16 protein-coding genes are annotated in these 17341 nt (G+C 65.3%); 9 read left to right on the top strand and 7 right to left on the bottom strand.

Features of this window, described 5'->3' with window-relative positions; translation table 11 throughout:
* Nucleotides 1-2 precede the first annotated feature (2 nt).
* On the bottom strand, nt 3-1253 hold the full coding sequence (locus tag ACSKB9_RS26705; protein WP_438076831.1) for a glycosyltransferase family 87 protein: 1251 nt from the start codon (nt 1251-1253) through the stop codon (nt 3-5).
* A 228-nt stretch (nt 1254-1481) separates the two neighbouring features.
* On the opposite strand from ACSKB9_RS26705, the gene ACSKB9_RS26710 reads away from it, so the two are divergent.
* Entirely contained in the window at nt 1482-2318 is an 837-nt protein-coding gene (locus ACSKB9_RS26710; protein WP_080667181.1) for a tetratricopeptide repeat protein, read from the top strand.
* Nucleotides 2319-2583: 265 nt separating this feature from the next.
* Here the strand turns inward: ACSKB9_RS26710 and ACSKB9_RS26715 are convergent, their stop codons facing one another.
* Nucleotides 2584-3297, bottom strand: a complete 714-nt coding sequence (locus ACSKB9_RS26715; RefSeq protein WP_028336241.1) for a hypothetical protein — start codon at nt 3295-3297, stop codon at nt 2584-2586.
* 322 nt (nt 3298-3619) lie between these two features.
* On the opposite strand from ACSKB9_RS26715, the gene ACSKB9_RS26720 reads away from it, so the two are divergent.
* A complete protein-coding gene (locus ACSKB9_RS26720) occupies nt 3620-5155 on the top strand; it encodes an aspartate ammonia-lyase (protein WP_438076833.1) in 1536 nt (511 codons plus the stop codon).
* 138 nt (nt 5156-5293) lie between these two features.
* On the opposite strand, the gene ACSKB9_RS26725 is transcribed toward ACSKB9_RS26720, so the two are convergent.
* Nucleotides 5294-7129, bottom strand: a complete 1836-nt coding sequence (locus ACSKB9_RS26725; protein WP_438076835.1) for a di-heme-cytochrome C peroxidase — start codon at nt 7127-7129, stop codon at nt 5294-5296.
* A gap of 249 nt (nt 7130-7378) precedes the next feature.
* On the opposite strand from ACSKB9_RS26725, the gene ACSKB9_RS26730 reads away from it, so the two are divergent.
* Nucleotides 7379-8059 (top strand): alpha/beta hydrolase family protein, encoded by a 681-nt coding sequence (locus ACSKB9_RS26730; protein WP_438076837.1) that lies wholly within the window; start codon nt 7379-7381, stop codon nt 8057-8059.
* Nucleotides 8060-8217: 158 nt separating this feature from the next.
* Nucleotides 8218-8949, top strand: a complete 732-nt coding sequence (locus tag ACSKB9_RS26735) for an aspartate/glutamate racemase family protein (protein ID WP_438076839.1) — start codon at nt 8218-8220, stop codon at nt 8947-8949.
* Between the two features lie 99 nt (nt 8950-9048).
* Here the strand turns inward: ACSKB9_RS26735 and ACSKB9_RS26740 are convergent, their stop codons facing one another.
* Nucleotides 9049-9828, bottom strand: coding sequence for an SDR family oxidoreductase (locus ACSKB9_RS26740; protein ID WP_438076841.1), 780 nt, complete (start codon nt 9826-9828; stop codon nt 9049-9051).
* Nucleotides 9829-9847: 19 nt separating this feature from the next.
* Nucleotides 9848-10843 carry a 2-dehydropantoate 2-reductase gene (locus tag ACSKB9_RS26745; protein WP_438076843.1) on the bottom strand — a complete coding sequence of 332 codons (996 nt, stop codon included), beginning with the start codon at nt 10841-10843 and terminating at the stop codon, nt 9848-9850.
* A 178-nt stretch (nt 10844-11021) separates the two neighbouring features.
* Here ACSKB9_RS26745 and ACSKB9_RS26750 point away from each other — a divergent pair, with 178 nt between their 5' ends.
* The gene (locus ACSKB9_RS26750) at nt 11022-11819 is read left to right on the top strand and encodes an enoyl-CoA hydratase-related protein (protein WP_438076845.1); all 798 of its coding nucleotides are present in this window, start codon (nt 11022-11024) and stop codon (nt 11817-11819) included.
* Nucleotides 11820-11821: 2 nt separating this feature from the next.
* On the opposite strand, the gene ACSKB9_RS26755 is transcribed toward ACSKB9_RS26750, so the two are convergent.
* Both ACSKB9_RS26755 and ACSKB9_RS26760 read right to left on the bottom strand, forming a co-directional pair.
* Nucleotides 11822-12085 carry a hypothetical protein gene (locus ACSKB9_RS26755; protein ID WP_438076847.1) on the bottom strand — a complete coding sequence of 88 codons (264 nt, stop codon included), beginning with the start codon at nt 12083-12085 and terminating at the stop codon, nt 11822-11824.
* A 62-nt stretch (nt 12086-12147) separates the two neighbouring features.
* On the bottom strand, nt 12148-13032 hold the full coding sequence (locus tag ACSKB9_RS26760) for a LysR family transcriptional regulator (protein WP_438076849.1): 885 nt from the start codon (nt 13030-13032) through the stop codon (nt 12148-12150).
* 114 nt (nt 13033-13146) lie between these two features.
* On the opposite strand from ACSKB9_RS26760, the gene ACSKB9_RS26765 reads away from it, so the two are divergent.
* The 4 genes from ACSKB9_RS26765 to ACSKB9_RS26780 all read left to right on the top strand — a co-directional run bounded on the left by ACSKB9_RS26765 (nt 13147) and on the right by ACSKB9_RS26780 (nt 17284).
* On the top strand, nt 13147-14508 hold the full coding sequence (locus ACSKB9_RS26765) for an FAD-dependent oxidoreductase (RefSeq protein WP_438080411.1): 1362 nt from the start codon (nt 13147-13149) through the stop codon (nt 14506-14508).
* Between the two features lie 12 nt (nt 14509-14520).
* The gene (locus ACSKB9_RS26770; RefSeq protein ID WP_438076851.1) at nt 14521-15525 is read left to right on the top strand and encodes an ABC transporter substrate-binding protein; all 1005 of its coding nucleotides are present in this window, start codon (nt 14521-14523) and stop codon (nt 15523-15525) included.
* A 165-nt stretch (nt 15526-15690) separates the two neighbouring features.
* Nucleotides 15691-16464, top strand: a complete 774-nt coding sequence (locus ACSKB9_RS26775; RefSeq protein WP_438076853.1) for an ABC transporter ATP-binding protein — start codon at nt 15691-15693, stop codon at nt 16462-16464.
* Nucleotides 16457-17284 carry an ABC transporter permease gene (locus ACSKB9_RS26780; protein WP_438080413.1) on the top strand — a complete coding sequence of 276 codons (828 nt, stop codon included), beginning with the start codon at nt 16457-16459 and terminating at the stop codon, nt 17282-17284. Before ACSKB9_RS26775 ends, ACSKB9_RS26780 begins: the two co-directional genes overlap by 8 nt.
* Nucleotides 17285-17341: the final 57 nt, after the last annotated feature.

Raw genomic sequence — 17341 nt, forward strand, 5'->3', positions numbered from 1 at the left:
GCTCAAATCCTCGCAAGCGGCCCCTGCGCCGGAACGGGAGAACCGCTTGACTCGCGCAGCAGCAGGATTGCGACGATCAGCGTGATCAGCGCGGCGATCCCGAAGCCTCCGATCGAAAGCACATCGACCCAATGGACGTCCGTGCGGGGCGTGTTGTTATGGACCGTGTGCATGTAGCCGAAGGCTCCGATCGGTATCGGCGCGGCATAGATGATGGCTCGTTCCCACTCGCGGGCCTTGGCCTGAAGCGCCGGCAACAGCAGCGCCATTCCGACACTTAAGATCAGGAAGTCATAATCATACGCATAGGGGCTGATGCAGACCGATACGATCGCGGTCAGGCCGAGACTCTCGCGCACCGGCATCTTGCGGTAGACCGCGACCAGCACGATGCCGAGCGCAAGGACGGCGACGATGCCCTGGCCGATAAACGCTGCCGATGCGGAGAACCCCGTGGTTCGCAACGCGGCATAGGTCGAGACCATTCGATACAGTGGATAATAGGCTTCCCGCAGGAATACCGACGAATCATGCACGCTCTGCAGCATCACGGTCCAGATCTGCATGCCGAACAGCACTGTGCAGATCGCCGAGCTGATCAGCACGACGGCGCCGGCCGTCATCACGACGATCCACGAGCGCCGCAGGATGGCATAGAGTGCGAAGGCAACGGCGAAATGCGGCTTGATGATCATGAGACCAAGGGCCACGCCTGCGAGCATCGGCCGCTCTTCGAAGTACAGGCACACCAGTCCGATCAGTGCGGCAGTAAGGAAGCTGTTTTGACCGCATGCCAGCGTGACCCCGATCGTCGGAAAGAAAACGATCAGCACGAGCACGAACCGGTTTCCGGCAATACGCCGCAGCACGGCGAGGTAAAGAGCCAGCGTCGAGGCCATGAACAACAGATAGGCCATTCCGAACGGGACCAGCGCGAACGGAGCCAGCAGCAGGTTGAATTGCGGCGGATAGGTCCATGGCATGAAGCCGTCGTGCCCGCCCGACGCCTGCTTCTCGATGATGGCGAGCTTCGCGAATTGATAGGCCTGGTCGAGGTCGCCGAGCCACACCAGCTTTGCGGTAATGTAGAAGGCGGCGAAGTCCACCAGTTCGCGGCCGTGCCCCAGCCCCAGCTGGGAGAACCACACAACCTTGAACAGGAGGGCGGCGACCAGCATCACGAGGATTCCGCGCGTGTAGTTGGTGCGCTTCGAGTCCGTCGACTGAATCGTTTCGAGCGTTGTTGCGAGCATCAAGCCGGGCCCTGTTATGGCAACCCAAGCTAGATTGAATAGGTTAAGCAGTCGAAAAATTGCAGGGAGAGGGTGGATCCCCTGTCGCCTGACAGCCGCAGGGATGTATGAAATCGGTCGGTGGAGGCTGGAACCGGACGGTATCTCGGTGTCCGGATGCGACTTTCGCTGGACGCTCCGTCGGCGGCAGTGATAACGGCTGACGAGAACCATCTCACGACGGACCGCATGCCGAAACCGCCGCCTCCTTCCAATCGCGGGCCCAGCCCATCCCCGGTCCTGCAACGCGCCGTGGTCGCATTGCAGATGGGACAGGTCGTCGAAGCCGAGCGGCTGGCGGCGGAGGTCTTGAAGGCAAACCGGACCGATGTCGGCGCGGCCTCGATCCTGGCACGGGCGCTGATGATCCAGAACCGCAACGAGGAAGCGATTGCGCCGCTCGAGCGAGCCGTGCGCCGCGTCGAGGATCCCGGCCTCGAGACCCTGCTCGGCGCAGCGCTCGGCGGCGCCGGTCGCGGCAGCGAGGCGATCGATGTGCTGCGGCGAACCACCGCGCGGCGGCCGCCGTACCTGCCCGCATTCCAGGCGCTGGCAGGGCAATTGCACTCGGCCGGTCGCATCGACGAGGCGGTTGCCGTCATTGAGAGTGCGCTCGTTCTCGCGCCGGGGAGCCTCGAGTTTCAGCTGCTGCTGGCACAGCTGCTGCCCCAACGCAATGAGCGTGGCCGGGCGCGCGAGATTCTGGAGAAGCTGCGCAACGCGGCGCCGGGACATCCCGATGTTCTGGCCGCGCTCGCGCGTGTGCTGCTGCTCGATGGCGAATATGCCGCCGCGGCGGATCTCTACCGCCAGGTAGTGGCGCAGCGCCCCGACGACCCGCTGACGCGTCTCAGTTTCTCCGCCAGTCTTCTGGAAATGGGCGACCGCGCGGCCGGCGAGGCCAATCTGCGTCTCGCATTGCGCGGCCGGCCGCAAATGATCGGCCGCACGACCGCCGCGCTGATCATGTCATCGCACGGCCGCTTCTTCTTCCGTCGCAGCGCCTTTGCGGAATTTCTGAGCTAGCGCGTTTTTCGAGCGAAGTGGATACCGGTTCGCGCTAACGCGTCAAAACTAGAATCTGGAGCGGCCGCGGATGCACTGTCGTCCCTGCGAAAGCAGGGACCCATAACCACCGATGGTCATTGTTGAGCGATGCCAGAACGACGAGTCCTGTTCACAACACCCGCTGCGGCGTATGGGTCCCGGCTTTCGCCGGGACGACGCGTGGAGAGAGACTCGCCCCACCAACACTCGTCATCGCCCCACAATGCAGCTTCGCGCGCCCGCTCTATGTCCGAAATTGCCGCCGATAGAGTCCGGACTCGCGGGCCATCCTGTTGGTCAGTTCCTGGGCGCGCGATGTTTCATCCGGCGTCATCGCCGCGGTCTGCGCGACCCAGTTTTCGCGCTTCACCGGGAAGCACTGCGCAACCGGCGTGCCCTTGGGCAACACGCCGTTGAAACTGGTGTCGTGCCAGCGTGCGGGGAAATGAACCCAGCTGTCGTGAAACAGATCGCAATCGACCATGCCGGTCAGCGTGGTGAACGGCAGGTCGAACCGGTTGACCGGATGCGTGAAGAACAGCGAGTAGCCCGGCGGCGCCTCGATGGTCCACAGATTGACGAACTTGATGACGAAGCGGTCGGGCTCGAACAGCGGCGAGCCGACCACCTGGCTTTCGTCGTGGAAGCCGACCGGCGAGCGCGGGAATTCGAGCGCGCCGCCGGCCGGAAGGTCGTTGTCCCAGGTGATCGCGCCATTCTCGACCTTGAGATCGCAGATCAGCGGCAAAAGGAAACCCGATGTCATCGCATCAACGAATGGCGGGCAGCGCTTGACGGTATCCTCTTCGCGATTGCTCATCGTATTGAAGGCCTGCGTCGGCATCGCCTTGAGCCATCCGGGCAGCCCCAACGACGCAGGCATCGGCGGCGGAATCTTGCCCTCGAGCTCCGCGGGGCAGCGGAATTTGATGGTGATCGCTTCGTTGTTGTTGGACACGGCTTTGGTCCTTGGTTCGTTCAGTGTCGGCGGCGCCCTTGCGCCAGTCGATGCTCGTCTAGCACGCGACGACGGGGCGGAGAAAGCAGCCGCATCGGTCGCGAAGCGAGCCGCGATATCGAGCTATAAGTTGTTGTTATCATGACGGATAAGGCAAAGTCCTTAATCTCACGGTTCGGCGCGCGCCAATGCCGGTTTTCCGCGTCTTGCCGCTCACCGGTGTGCAAGACTCTGCCGATAGGCATTGGCTTTCGACGCCCGCCGAGCGCATCATCGCCGGCGTCGCTGACGACAAGATCTGCGAGAGGTAACGGAGGTACCGATGGCCGAATCGAAGGTTGAGACCGCCAACGCTGCAGCTGCCGCGTCCCCCTCCGGCGAGAGCGGCGGCCCCAGCCAGCTCGCGGTCGCGACCGTCCGCACCGTGCCGATCGAGCAGGCGCAGTCCCGCACCGAGCACGATCTGCTCGGCGAGGACGACGTGCCGGCCAATGCGCTGTGGGGCATTCACACCAAGCGCGCGGTGATGAACTTTCCGATCACCGGCGTGCCGGTCGGGCACTTCCCGGAATTCGTCCGCGCGCTGGCGCTGGTGAAGCAGGCCGCCGCGCGCGCCAACAAGCGGCTCGGCTATCTTGCACCGGAGAAGGCGGATGCGATCGAAGCGGCCTGCACCCAGATTGCGACCGAAAAGGTCTATGCCGAATCCTTCGTCGTCGACGCGATCCAGGGCGGCGCCGGCACGTCGACCAACATGAACGCCAATGAGGTGATCGCCAACGTCGCGCTGCGGCTGATGGGGCGGAAGCCGGGCGACTATCACGCGCTGCATCCGAACGACGACGTCAACATGGCGCAGTCGACCAACGACGCCTATCCGACCGCGCTGCGGCTCGCGGTGATCTTCGCCACCCAGCCGCTGGTGCGCGCACTGGACGATCTCGCCTACTCGCTCAAGGGCAAGGCGGTGGAGTTCGCCGACGTGTTGAAGATGGGGCGGACCCAGCTTCAGGATGCGGTGCCGATGACGCTCGGCCAGGAATTCGACGCCTTCCACGTGACCGTGAAGGAGGACGTCGCGCGCCTGAACGAGATTTCCGCGCTGTTCCGCGAGGTCAATCTCGGCGCCACCGCGATCGGCACCGGCATCAATGCCGATCCGCGCTATGCGGCGCTCGCGGTCGAGGAATTGTCGCGGCTGTCCGGCCAGCCGATGGTGCTTGCCTCCAACCTGATCGAGGCAACGTCCGATCTCGGCGCCTTCGTGCTGTTCTCCGGCGTGCTCAAGCGCGTTGCGGTCAAGCTGTCCAAGATCTGCAACGACCTGCGGCTGCTGTCGTCGGGGCCGCGCACCGGCATCGGCGAAATCCGCCTGCCCGCGGTGCAGGCCGGCTCGTCGATCATGCCCGGCAAGGTCAATCCCGTCATTCCCGAGGTGGTTAACCAGGTGGCTTTCCTGGTGATCGGGCACGACCTCACGGTCACGATGTGCGCCGAGGGCGGCCAGTTGCAGCTCAACGCGTTCGAGCCGACCATCGGCTATTGCGTCTTGAGCTCGTTGCGCATGCTGACGGCGGCGGTCGATACGCTGACCAAGCGCTGTGTCGACGGCATCGAGGCCGATCGCGAGCGTTGCCGCAGCCTGGTGCAGGGCTCGATCGGCCTGATCACGGCGCTGGCGCCGTCGCTCGGCTATGAGGCCTCATCGCGCGTGGCGCGCCGTGCGCTCAAGGAGAACCGCTCGGTCGCCGACATCGTGCTGGAGGAGAAGCTTCTGACCGAGGCGCAGCTCAATCAGCTGCTCGAGCTCGAGGCCATGACCCGCCCGGCGCGCCGGCAGCCGGTGCCGAGGAGCTGAGGGACAGCCGCTGCATCGGCAGTCGGTTCCCTCTCCCGCTTGCGGGAGAGGCGAAGGCAGCCCGCGGACGATTTCCGCAGACGTCATATGCGATTGCCCTGCCCGCAAGCGGGAGAGGGGGCGCAGTCCCTTCGGGGCCTACAGCGTCTTGATGAACTCGATCAGGGCGCGGCGTTCGTCTTCCTTCAGCTCCGGCCCGATCACGCCGGTGCGCTTCTCGTTGGAGAATTCGTGTCCGGAATTGCCGTTGCCGCGCTTGGTGGTGTCGAGCATGAAGGCGTTCTTGATCTTGTCCTTCCAGACGTAGCCGAGATCCTTCGGATCATACTCCCGGCTGCCGAGATAGAAGGTTGCGGGACGATCCTTCACCGGCGACAGCAGTGCGTAGATGGTCGGGACCGAGCCGTTGTGCAGATAGGGCGGGGTCGCCCAGATGCCGTTGAGCGGCCGGACCTTGTAGGCGAGCGGCGCCTGGATCTCGTTCGGCCGGTAGCCGTTGATGCGCTTGCGATCTTCCGGCGGGGTCTTGTTCTGGTCGTGCCAACAGTCGACGGTCTTCTCGACGAGATCGCCGAGCGCAGGACCGAAACTGCTGTCCTTGATGTTCAGATTGGCCGGCGTCTCGACGGTGCGGTGCGCGAGGCCCTCGGCTTGCGCGCTGTCGGTACCGATATGGCTGATCGGAATCATCTCGACATCGAGCAGCGGCTGGCCGGCCTCGTTCCTGGTCCAGCGCCTCCTGTCCTTGAACAGCGCAAAGGCTTCGCTCGCGGGCAGCGCCTTGCTGTCGATCGCCGGGCCGTGACAGCCCTGGCAATGCGTCTTGTAGAGCTCGCCGCCCTTCTTCGCGAGGTCCATGTTGATTGGCGGCAGGATGTTCTCCGGCCATTTCGGCGAAGCAAGTCCGCCAAAACCCTTGTCCTCGCTGGGCGGCTCGCCGGCGATCATCCGCTCCATCTCGTGCAGCACGTCGATCCGCGCGCTCGATTTGTAAAGCCCCTTGGACTCGTCGAGCAGGTTGAGCTCGGCGCTGACGCCGAGCGCCTCGCCGGCATTGCGCACCATCGGCTGCATGATCGAGCCGTCATATTGCACCCAGCTGAACCACGGCGCGTTCCAGATCCGCGGGAAATGCACCGGCGCCGAATGAGAGGCATAGTTGTTCGGGTTGTTCAGGTCGATCGAGAACACCTGGTTGCCGATCCGGTTCAGCGCATCGAGCCGCGCATAGCCTTCCTCGACGCTGTTGGCGGCGACCTTGTTCTCCAGCGAATTGATGTTGGCGTATTGCTTCAGCACGAGGTCGAGCTGGCCGCGCAGCGCCATGCGCTCGTCGAGGCTGGCATCCTTGCCGAGGATCTCGTCGGCAAAGCGCGAGAAGCGCCCCGGCCAGAACCGCGTCAGCAGCAGCGAGACGCCGACGCTCTTCTGGAATTCGAACAGGTTGGTGTTGGCCGGTCCGCCGTCGATCACGATCTCGGTGCCGCGATAGCTGAAGCTGCCGGTGTGGCAGGCGGCGCAGGTCAGGCCGACGCCGGTCATGTCGGCCTTGCTGTGCGGGTTGCGCCACGGCGCGCCGTTGGCATCGGCCATCGGGCCGCCCTGCGAAAAGCCGATCGGCAGCGCATCGGGTTTGCCCGGAATCACCGTGTCGGGAATAAAGCCGAAGCGGCCGAGATAATTGGTCTCGCTGAGTCGCGGCGCCGCGGTGAACAGCGGCCAGACCGTCGGCTGCTCCAGCGCCATGAACCATTCATGGGGAATGCCGAAGGTCCGTGTGCCCTGGTCGGCGTGATAGAACCAGCGCAGCCGTTCCGCGCTGACATTCTGATCCAGCCACACCGTCTTTGCCGGCGGCTGGTAGTCGACGACCTTGACGCGGAAGCCGTTCGCCACCGTCTCGATATCGTCCTTGAAATACAGGACGCCGGCGACAATCAACAGTCCGATGACGAATATCGTCTTGCGAGGCATGCCCCGTTCCCCCAGTTCGCGGTACTCGCGCGTGATATGGATGAGATGTTAAAATTCGCCGAAAAACGAGTTCGCGTTAAGCGTGTGATGCTGTGTGCGCCATCCTACAGTGGCGGCGCTTGGTCTACCAACGGAAATGTTGATTGGCTGTGAGCCAGTTCACTTGCGGGGCGCCGGTTGCGGCGGCATTTGCGCGCATCGAGGCCTGCGGCTAGAAACAACGGCGCAACAATTCTTCGAGATGTCATCTTGAACACGTCAGGCGCGCAGCCGCTCACGATCACGGTCTCGGACGACAGCACGGTGTCCGCGCTGCTGCTGCGGCCGGCGCAGGCCCGTAGCGCCTATGTGTTTGCCCATGGCGCCGGCGCCGGCATGACGCATCCCTCGATGGTCGCGATTGCGGAGGGCCTGGCGGAGCGCGGCATCGCGACATTGCGCTATCAGTTTCCCTACATGGAGACGGGCAGCAAGCGGCCCGATCCGCCCGCCGTCGCGCAGGCAACGGTGCGTGCCGCGGTGGCGGAGGCCGCGCGCCATTGCGGCGAACTGCCGCTGTTCGCCGGCGGCAAGTCGTTCGGCGGACGCATGACCTCGCAGGCACAGGCCAAGGCGCCGCTCGCCGGCGTGCGCGGGCTGCTGTTTCTCGGCTTTCCGTTCCATCCCGCCGGCAAGCCGTCGAGCGAGCGGGCCAAGCATCTCGCCGACGTCGAGGTCCCGATGCTGTTCCTGCAGGGCACGCGCGATGCGCTGGCCGAGCTCGACCTGCTCGAGCCCGTGGTGAAGGGGTTGGGTCATCGCGCGGCGCTGCATCCGGTGCAGGAGGCCGACCACTCCTTCCATGTCCTCAAGCGCTCCGGCCGCAACGACCGCGAGGTGATGGCCGAGGTGCTCGATGCCTTCGCGGGCTGGGTGGCGAAGCATTCATAGGTGTGTAGCCCGGATGAGCGAAGCGACATCCGGGGTCTGCATGCCGCGGGCGAGATCGGTCCCGGATATCGCGGAGCCTGTCATCGGGCGCGCGTTCGCGCGACCCGTTGGCTCATCCGGGCTACGCTTGGCCGCGAAAGGGATGTTATTCTCCACCCATGACCAGGATCCTGATCGTCAATCCCAACACCACCGCGTCGATGACCGCGACCATCGCGACCGCCGCGCGGGCGGTGGCCGCGCCGGGCACCGAGATCGTCGCCGTCACATCCGCGATGGGACCGGCCTCGATCGAAGGCTTCTATGACGAAGCCTTCGCCGTTCCCGGGCTGATCGAGGCGCTGCTGAAGACGCCCGATGCCGATGCCGGCATCGTCGCATGTTTCGACGACACCGGGTTAGATGCCGCGCGGTCGGCCGCGCGCTATCCGGTGGTCGGCATCTGCGAGGCGGCGCTGGTCACCGCCGGGCAGATAGCCAAACGCATCGGCATCGTCACCACGCTGCCGCGCTCGATCGTGCCGCTGGAGGAACTGGTGCGCCGCTACGGTTTTGCCGACCGCGCGGTGGTCACCGCCTGCGACGTCGCGGTGCTCGATATCGAGAAGCCGGGCTCGGGCGCCAAGGCCAAGCTGAAGGCCGAGATCGCGCGGGCGCTGGACAAGGGCGCGGACGCCATCGTGCTCGGCTGCGCCGGCATGGCCGATCTTGCCCATGAACTGTCGGTGCAATTCGGCGTGCCCGTGGTCGACGGCGTGGCCGCCGCGGTGAAGCAGGCGGAAGCGCTTGCCGGCCTCAAGCTGACGACGTCGCGCCGCGGTGCTTACGCGTCGCCCGCGGCGAAAAAATACCACGGTATGCTCGAAGGATTCGCGCCTGACCAAAAGTAGTGACTGCGTCATTGCGAGAAGCATAGCGACGAAGCAATCCATTTCTCGGCAAGTGGCGATATGGATTGCTTCGCTTCGCTCGCAATGACGGCGAGATCGTTATGACGCCACCCCGCCATAGATCCGGTCGCGCAGGCGGCGCATGCCGGACAGCCAGCGCTCGCGATTGGTGGCCTTGCGCTGCATGTATTCCTGCACCTGCGGATGCGAGAGAATCAGGAAGCGTTCTTCGGCCATCGCCTCGATCACCATGCGCGCGACCTCGCCCGGCTGCAGCACGCCGTCGACGCGCGCGGCACTCGGGCCCGGCGTCGTCATGCCCGTCTGCACCGATTGCGGACAGAGCACGGAGACGCGGATGCCGCGATCGCCATACTGGATGGCGAGATGCTCGGCGAGCGCGACCGCGGCGTTCTTGGTCACGCCGTAAGGCATCGAGTTCAGCGAGGCCAATAGCCCCGCGGCGGATGCGGTGTTGATGAGATAGCCGGAGCCGCGCGCGAGCATGCCGGGCACCAGCGCGCGCGCCGCGAACACGTGGCTCATCACATGCACGCGCCAGCTCACGTCCCAGTCGGCGTCGGACGCGGTCTCGTGTCCCTTGCGCGAGAGCCCGGCATTGGAGAAGAACACGTCGACCGGACCATATTTGTCCTCGGCCGCGGCGATCAGGGCCTTGATGTCCTCCTCGAGCCCGACATCGGCGGTGACCGCGAGGCCGTCGATATCGCCGGCGACGCTCGCGAGCCTGTCGCGCGAGGTCTTGAGATCGGCGACCACGACGCCGCGTGCACCGGCGTCCGCATAGGCCCGCGCCACCGCTTCGCCGATCCCGCTCGCGCCGCCGGTGACGACGCAGACCTTGTCCTTGACTTGCATGGTTCGATGTCCCTGCTTGTTATCGTGGTGAGGCGGATTGTCGGCCCTGATACAGGCCCTTGTCACGCGCCTTCTGGATCGCGAGCGCGGCCATCAGGTCGAGCATCGGGGTCGAAATGGCGGCCGCGCGGGCGAATGCCGCCGGTGCGCGCACCAGCACGTCGATCTCCATGGCGCGCCCGAGCTCGTAATCCTGCAGGATCGACGGCTTGTGGTCCGGCGCCGGCCCTGAGCGGGTGACGCGCTTGACCTCGGGAATATAGCGTGTCGCCACCGCATTGGCCTCGTCGAGCAGGCGCGGGATCACGTCCTGCATGTCGGGATCGTCGCGGACGCCGCGCGCGGTCAGCCCGGTCAGCAGGCAGAGCACCGACATCGACATGTTGGTCAATAGCTTCGACCAGATCGTCTCGCGGATCTGCTTGACCTCGGGCGATTCGATCGCGGCGTCGTTGAGCGCCGCGCGCAGGGTGGCGATACGCTCGCTCTGGCGATCGTCGCATTCACCGATCAAGAGGCGGTTGCGGTCGGGCGACAGGTTCGCGACAACGCCGGGCGCGATGACCTCGTTGGAGGAAAAGATCACGCCGCCGATGATCCGCTCCTTCGGGATGACGCTGCGCAAATGCCCGCCGGGATCGAGGAAGCCGAGATCGGGGATCGCGGGATGCTGCGGCGGCAGGCCGAGATCGTACCACCAGGGAATGCCGTTCTGCGCGAACACGATTGAAGTGTCGCGCTGAAGCAGCGGCGGGAGCCCGGCTGCGAGCGCGCCGATGCCGGTCGCCTTCAGCGTGCTGATGACGATGTCCTGCGGCCCCAGATCGGCAGGATCGGCTGAGGCCTTCACCTTCGCGGCGATGCTGCTATCGCTGATCGTCAGCGTAAGTCCGCTGGTCCTGACCGCGTCGAGATGCGGCCCGCGCATCACGCAGGCCACATCGTGACCGGCGCGCGCGAGCCGGACCGCGAAGTGGCTGCCGACGGCGCCCGCGCCGAAAATGCAGATACGCATGAGTGGAACAATTCTCCGTAACGTGCCCGTCAGTTTCCACAAGCGCGGGGCATCGCGCAACCCGTCATGCGCGTGGCGCGGTCGCGCGCGCTCGAAAGTGATGGATCAAGGCATCCGCTCTCGCCATAGTGCAAGGCCAGTACAAGAAAACAGCAATGCCGAACGAGGGAGCAACGTCATGTCGGCCAGCCCAGTCCTGTGGAGCCTCGATGCGCGCGGGGTCGCGACCGTCACGCTGAATCGTCCCGAGGTCAACAATGCCTATGACGGCGCGCTGATTGCAGGCGTGCTGGCCGCGATCGACGATCTCTCGACCAAGCCGGTGCGCGTCGTCGTGCTGAACGGCAATGGCAAGCATTTCCAGGCCGGCGCCGACCTGAAATGGATCAACGGCGTGCGGCCGAAATCGTTCGAGGAGAACGAGGCGGCATCGCGCGCCACCTTCGAGGCGGTGCAGCGCCTCAACACGCTACCGGTCCCGACCGTTGCGCTGGTGCAGGGCGGCTGCTTCGGCGGCGGCACCGGCGTGATCTCTGCCTGCGATATCGTGATCGCGGCCGACAATGCGCTGTTCTCGATCACCGAGGTGCGCTGGGGCCTGACCGCGGCGATCATCATTCCGCAGCTCTGCGACGCGATCGGCGTCCGCCAGGTGCGCCGCTACGCGCTGACCGGCGAACGGTTCGGCGCCGAGGATGCCCGCCGCATCGGCCTCGTCCATGAGGTGGTGCCACTGGCCGATCTCGACAGCGCCGGCGCCAAGGTCGTCGAGCAGCTGCTCGGCAATGCCCCGGATGCGATGGCCGAGACCAAGAAGCTCGCGATGGAAAGCTCGTTCGGCGGCATGGTGGTGGACGATGCGGCCTACAAACGCCTCGTTTATCTGCATTCGGCCAAGCGCCAGACCGCGGAAGCTGCCGAAGGGCTTGCATCCTTCGCCGAGAAGCGCGCCGGCCGCTGGGGTGGCGGCGCGTAAGCTCAGCAGCCGCGGCAGATGCCGCGCATGCTGCGATAGACCTCTTCGTCGTCGCGGCGCATCAGCTGCAGCTGATCGAACGTCTTCGATTCGCTCGACCGCGTTACCGGCTGCTCGGGCCTGCGCTTCGCCGCAAGTTCCTGCTCTTGCCGATGGTAGCAGGTCTCGCGCTCCGCCTTGGCCTCGATGAAGCGGCAGGTCTCGATCGCCGCCGCGGGCGTCGCAACGATGATGAGACCAAACGACATTGAGGTCAGGAGTTTCAAGCGGTCGGTCCTTTCGCGCCCTTGTCTCAGGTCGACATGCCAGCGGCAAGGCCGGCGTCGCATCACAGCGGCTGCGACAGCGATTTTTTCAATGTCGTCAGCAGCGCCTGCACCGCAGCGGCATCGATGCGGCGCTCGGGAACGGCGGCCTTGACCCACAATTCCGGGATCGGAAAGTCGGTGAGTACCGGCTGCAAGGCGCCGTCGCGCAGCGCGTCCGCGACCAGATAATGCGAGAGCAGCGCAATGCCGTTGCCGGCGATCGCGCTTTGCGTCAGCACGCGGCCTTCGTTCGAAGAGAGAATCGGGCGGACCTGGATATTGATGCGGCCACGCGGTCCCTCGAACGGCCATTCCGGTCCGGTCGGCAGAAAGCTGAGGCAGCGATGATCGACCAGGTCGCGCGGATGCTTCGGTATGCCGTGCGTCTTCAGATAGGCCGGTGAGGCGCACACGAGGCGCGGCAGCCGGCACAAAGGCTCGTCGACCACGCCGCCGAAGGAATGCGGGAAGGCGCCGATCGCGATATCAAAACCTTCGGTCACCGGATCGACCGGACGATCGATCATCACGATCTCGAGCTTCACGCTTCCGTTCTGTTTCTGGAAGATCGTGAAGGCATCGGCGAGCCGCGCCACCGTCAGCGAAGTCGGCGCCTTGACGCGCAGATGATCGGAGAGGTCGCGCTGCTTCTCGCCCATCCGCGACAAGAGATCGCCGACATCGGCAACCACGCCGCGGGCGCGATGCACATATTGCTGCCCGGCCTCGGTCAGCCGCAACTGGCGGGTCGAGCGGTAGAACAGCGCGGTGCCGATCCGCTCCTCGAGCTGGGTCACGCGCTTGGCGACGACGGATGTCGCGATATTGAGCTTGCGCGCCGCGGCGGAAAAGCCGCCGGCATCGGCGGTGGCGAGGAAGGCTTCGAGATTGACCAGCGTATCCATCTGCCTTGCTCGCCTTTCTCGATTCGCGAAAGCTGATTACATAATTTGGTAGATTGTACTGCAATCCGCATCAATTCATAGTTGGCCCAATCAACTTTGTTCAGGGCGGAAATGATGCGAGCGAGCACGATCGAAGAACCTGCGCGGCAGGTCCCGGTCTATGGCGAATACGACGTGGTGGTGCTGGGCGGCGGACCGGCCGGCATCGCGGCAGCGGTCGGCGCGGCACGTGCCGGACGGCGGACGCTCCTGATCGAGCGTTACGGATTTCTCGGCGGCATGGGCACCGCGGCCGGCGTGACCAACTTCTGCGGACTGCACGCCAACATCTTCGGCGAGATGCACCGCGTGGTGCAGGGCATCGCCTCCGACCTCCTGGCGCGGATCGACCGGCTCGGCGGGCTGAACGCGCCGCATCTGATCCTCGGCAAGATCCTTGCGCAGGCCTACGACACCGCGGCCTACAAGATCGCGGCCGACGATCTGCTCGCACATCACAAGGTCGACATTCTGTTCCACGCGCTCGGCGCCGGCGTCGTCATGGATGGTTCGCATATCCGTGCGCTGATGGTGGAAACCAAGGCCGGCCGTCAGGCCGTGCGCGCCAGCATCTTCATCGATTGCTCCGGTGACGGCGATCTCGCGGTGTGGGCCGGTGCGCCCCATGAAGTCGGCGATAATGCCGGCGGCATGCTCTACCCCTCGATGATGTTCCGCCTCAACGGCATCGATCCAGCGAAGGCCGGCGATGCCTGGCGCACCATCCCGGCGCTGATGGCTGAGGCCGAGGCCGCCGGCACCCACACATTCCCGCGCAAGTCGGCGATCGTGCGGCCGCAGAAATCGCAGATCGAATGGCGGGTGAATTTCACCCAGGTGACGCGAAGCGATGGCGGCGCCATTTCCGGTATCGATCCTGACGACATGACGCGCGGCGAGATCGAGGGCCGCCGCCAGGCGGTCGAAGCGTTCAGGTTCCTGCGCACGGTGCCCGGCTTCGAGAATTCCTACATCGTCGATCTGCCGCCGCAGCTCGGCATCCGCGAGACGCGGCGCGTGATCGGCGGCTACATGCTGTCAGGCGAGGACGTGCTGGGCTGGGCCTCGTTCGAGGATTCGATCGGCGTCAATGGTTGGCCGAAGGAATCCCATGTGCCGGGTGATGTGATCTTCGAGTTTCCGCCGATCCCGGAGAGCCGCGGCTATAACGAGTTGCCGTACCGCATGCTGGTACCGGAGGGCGTCGACAATCTCCTGGTCGCCGGCCGCTGCGCCTCGATGACCCATGAAGGGCAATCGGCGGCGCGCGTCTCCGGTGCCTGCTTTGTGATGGGCGAGGCGGCGGGAACCGCTGCCGCGCTCGCGCTGTCGGGCAATACGATTCCGCGCGACATTTCCGTCGAAAAGTTGCAACAACAGCTCGGCACACAGGGCGCGTTCATCGGCCGCGATCAGGCCGTGCCCGAAGGAATCTAGGCGGAGGACGGAATGAAGGGTTGGGCGCGGCTCGCAGTCGCGGGCATGCTGGTGTGGGCCGCGAGCGGCATCGCGCGGGCCGACGATCTCCTGAAGGCGAAGATCGGTGTGCTGCGGCTGTCATCCTCGGCGCCGGTGTTCATCGCGCAGGACAAGGGCTACTTCCGCGACGCCGGGCTCGACGTCGAGCTCAAATTCTTCGACGCGGCGCAGCCGATCGCGGTCGCGACCGCGTCGGGCGATGTCGATTTCGGCATCACCGCCGTCACCGCCGGCCTCTACAATCTCGCCGGCAAGGGCACGCTGAAGGTGATCGGCGGCATGAGCCGCGAGAAGGCCGGCTATCCCCTGATCGGCTACTTCGCCAGCAACAACGCCTATGCCGCCGGCCTCAAGACGCCGAAGGATCTGGCGGGCAAGCGCGTCGCGGTGACCCAGGTCGGCTCCAGCTTCCATTATTCGCTCGGCCTGCTCGCCGACAAATACGGCTTCAAGCTGTCAGAGGTGAAGGTGGTGCCGCTGCAGTCGCTGTCGAACGCGGCCGCGGCGCTGAAGGGCGAAACCGTCGACGCCGCGCTGCTGCCGGTCTCGACCGCGCGGACGCTGATGGATTCCAACGGCGCGAAATTGCTCGGCTGGGTCGGCGACGAGACGCCGTGGCAGCTGGGTGCGATCTTCGCGTCGCCGAAGGCGCTGACCAATGCACCGCTGGTGACCAGGCTGCTCACCGCGCTCACCCGTGCCGACCACGACTATCACGACGTGATCCTGACTGCGATCAAGGACGGCGTGGCGCCGATCAACGACAGGACCAGGCCGCTGCTCGAGATCATCGCCAAATACACCAACCTGCCGGTTGCGCAGGTGGTCGGCAATTGCGCCTATATCGATCCCGACGGCAAGCTCGACGTGAAGAACCTCGACAACCAGATCAAATGGCTGCAGGGGCAGGGTTTCGTGGACAAGGGTTTCGATGCCAATGCGATCATCGCCAAGGATTACGTGAAGGCGGATTGATGTGGGACCGCGTGCACAACTCTATCCCCGTCACCCTGAGGAGCGCGCACTTGCGCGCGTCTCGAAGGGTCGACGGCCGAGCTGCTACATCCGGGCCGTCGACCCTTCGAGACGCCGCTGCGCGGCTCCTCAGGGTGACGGGTCTGGCAGTGAGTTCATGACGCCATGGACCTGATCGCCGACCATATCAGCCATCGCTTCGGCGCGCTCGACGTGCTCGACGATGTCTCCTTCACGGTGCGCGCCGGCGAGATTGTCGCGATCGTCGGTCCGTCCGGCTGCGGCAAGAGCACGCTGCTGTCGATCCTCGGCGGCCTGCTGCGGCCGAGCAAAGGTGCCGCCGAGCTGCGCGGCGCGGCGCCGGCTGATAGCCTCAATCCGCTGACCTTCGTATTCCAGGATTTTGCGCTGCTGCCGTGGAATACGGTCGAGGACAACGTCGCGTTTCCGCTGCTGCATACGGGTCTGAGTGCCGGCGAGCGCCGCGCCGTGATCGACGACGCGCTGCGCCGCACCGGGCTGTTGGATTTTCGCGCCGCTTATCCGAAGCAACTGTCCGGCGGCATGCGCCAGCGCGTCGGCATTGCGCGGGCACTCGCGGTTCGCCCCGCGATCCTGCTGATGGACGAGCCGCTGTCGGCGCTGGATTCGCAGACGCGCGAGCTCCTGATGGAGGATTTCGTGCGTCTGCTCGCCGACGGCGCGATGGGCGCGGTCTATGTCACGCATAATCTCGAGGAAGCGGTGCGGCTCGCCGACCGCGTCGTGGTGCTGTCGCGCCGCCCCGGTCGTATCCGGGAAATCGTGACCATTCCGATGACGCGCGCCGAGCGCGGCACGACGGATGCGCGCGGGCCGATGGCCGCGCTACAGGGTGAGCTGTGGTCGCTGATCCGGAAGGAGGCGATCGATGCCGAGCGCGAGGTCCAGCATGCTTGACCGCGCGCCGCAGCAAGCGAAAGACCAATCGGCAGAGACGACGCGCCCGGTCGCGTTTCGCGGCGCCGGCTTCACGTCTGGCGGCAGCCGCCATGCCGGCTGGATCGCGCTCGCGCTCGTGATCGCGCTCTGGCAGCTCGCCGGCAGCGCAGGCTGGGTCAATCCGCTGTTCCTGCCGGCGCCGTCGGCGATCGCGGTCGCGATCTATAAGCTCGCGATGTCGGGTGCGCTGTGGCAGCACTTGTCGTGGTCGATCATGCGGATCGGTACCGGCTGGATCATCGGCACGGCCGCCGGCGTCGTGGTCGGCTTCGCGATCGGGCTGTCGACGATGGCGCGCGGCGTCGGCATCACCTTCATCTCGGCGCTGTTTCCGATTCCGAAGATCGCGCTGCTGCCGTTGCTCATTCTGTGGCTCGGGATCGGCGAGGAGCCGAAGATCGCGACCATTGCGCTTGGCGTGTTCTTCTCGACCGCGATCTCGGTCTATAGCGGCGTCGATGCGGTGCCGCGCAATCTGATCCGGATGGCGCAAAGCTTCAACGTGCCGTTCCACGCCATTGTCCGCCGCGTGATCTGGCCGGGCGCGCTGCCCTCGATCCTCGCCGGCTTCCGCATCACCGCGTCAGTGGCACTGCTGCTCGTCGTTAGCGCCGAGATGATCGGCGCGCAATACGGCATCGGCGCCTTCGTGCTGCAGGCCGGCAATCTGATGCAGACCGATCAGCTGCTCGCCGGCGTCGTGATCCTGTCGCTGTTCGGGCTTGCGGTGGGGAAGTTGATCAATTTGCTGGAGACGCGGTTGCTGCACTGGCGGTAAGGGGGGCGCTGCCGCCACACACAAAGTGTCGTCCCGGCGAAGGCCGGGACCCATAAC

This window comes from Bradyrhizobium sp. BR 1433, from assembly GCF_051547665.1.
GTDB lineage: Bacteria > Pseudomonadota > Alphaproteobacteria > Rhizobiales > Xanthobacteraceae > Bradyrhizobium > Bradyrhizobium australafricanum.

Bases quoted from the DNA above. Each gene is read 5' to 3' on its own strand.
- ACSKB9_RS26705 (WP_438076831.1), bottom strand. From the start codon at position 1,253: ATGCTCGCAACAACGCTCGAAACGATTCAGTCGACGGACTCGAAGCGC.
- ACSKB9_RS26710 (WP_080667181.1), top strand. From the start codon at position 1,482: ATGCCGAAACCGCCGCCTCCTTCCAATCGCGGGCCCAGCCCATCCCCG.
- ACSKB9_RS26720 (WP_438076833.1), top strand. From the start codon at position 3,620: ATGGCCGAATCGAAGGTTGAGACCGCCAACGCTGCAGCTGCCGCGTCC.
- ACSKB9_RS26725 (WP_438076835.1), bottom strand. From the start codon at position 7,129: ATGCCTCGCAAGACGATATTCGTCATCGGACTGTTGATTGTCGCCGGC.
- ACSKB9_RS26735 (WP_438076839.1), top strand. From the start codon at position 8,218: ATGACCAGGATCCTGATCGTCAATCCCAACACCACCGCGTCGATGACC.
- ACSKB9_RS26740 (WP_438076841.1), bottom strand. From the start codon at position 9,828: ATGCAAGTCAAGGACAAGGTCTGCGTCGTCACCGGCGGCGCGAGCGGG.
- ACSKB9_RS26745 (WP_438076843.1), bottom strand. From the start codon at position 10,843: ATGCGTATCTGCATTTTCGGCGCGGGCGCCGTCGGCAGCCACTTCGCG.
- ACSKB9_RS26750 (WP_438076845.1), top strand. From the start codon at position 11,022: ATGTCGGCCAGCCCAGTCCTGTGGAGCCTCGATGCGCGCGGGGTCGCG.
- ACSKB9_RS26760 (WP_438076849.1), bottom strand. From the start codon at position 13,032: ATGGATACGCTGGTCAATCTCGAAGCCTTCCTCGCCACCGCCGATGCC.
- ACSKB9_RS26765 (WP_438080411.1), top strand. From the start codon at position 13,147: ATGCGAGCGAGCACGATCGAAGAACCTGCGCGGCAGGTCCCGGTCTAT.
- ACSKB9_RS26770 (WP_438076851.1), top strand. From the start codon at position 14,521: ATGAAGGGTTGGGCGCGGCTCGCAGTCGCGGGCATGCTGGTGTGGGCC.
- ACSKB9_RS26775 (WP_438076853.1), top strand. From the start codon at position 15,691: ATGGACCTGATCGCCGACCATATCAGCCATCGCTTCGGCGCGCTCGAC.
- ACSKB9_RS26780 (WP_438080413.1), top strand. From the start codon at position 16,457: ATGCTTGACCGCGCGCCGCAGCAAGCGAAAGACCAATCGGCAGAGACG.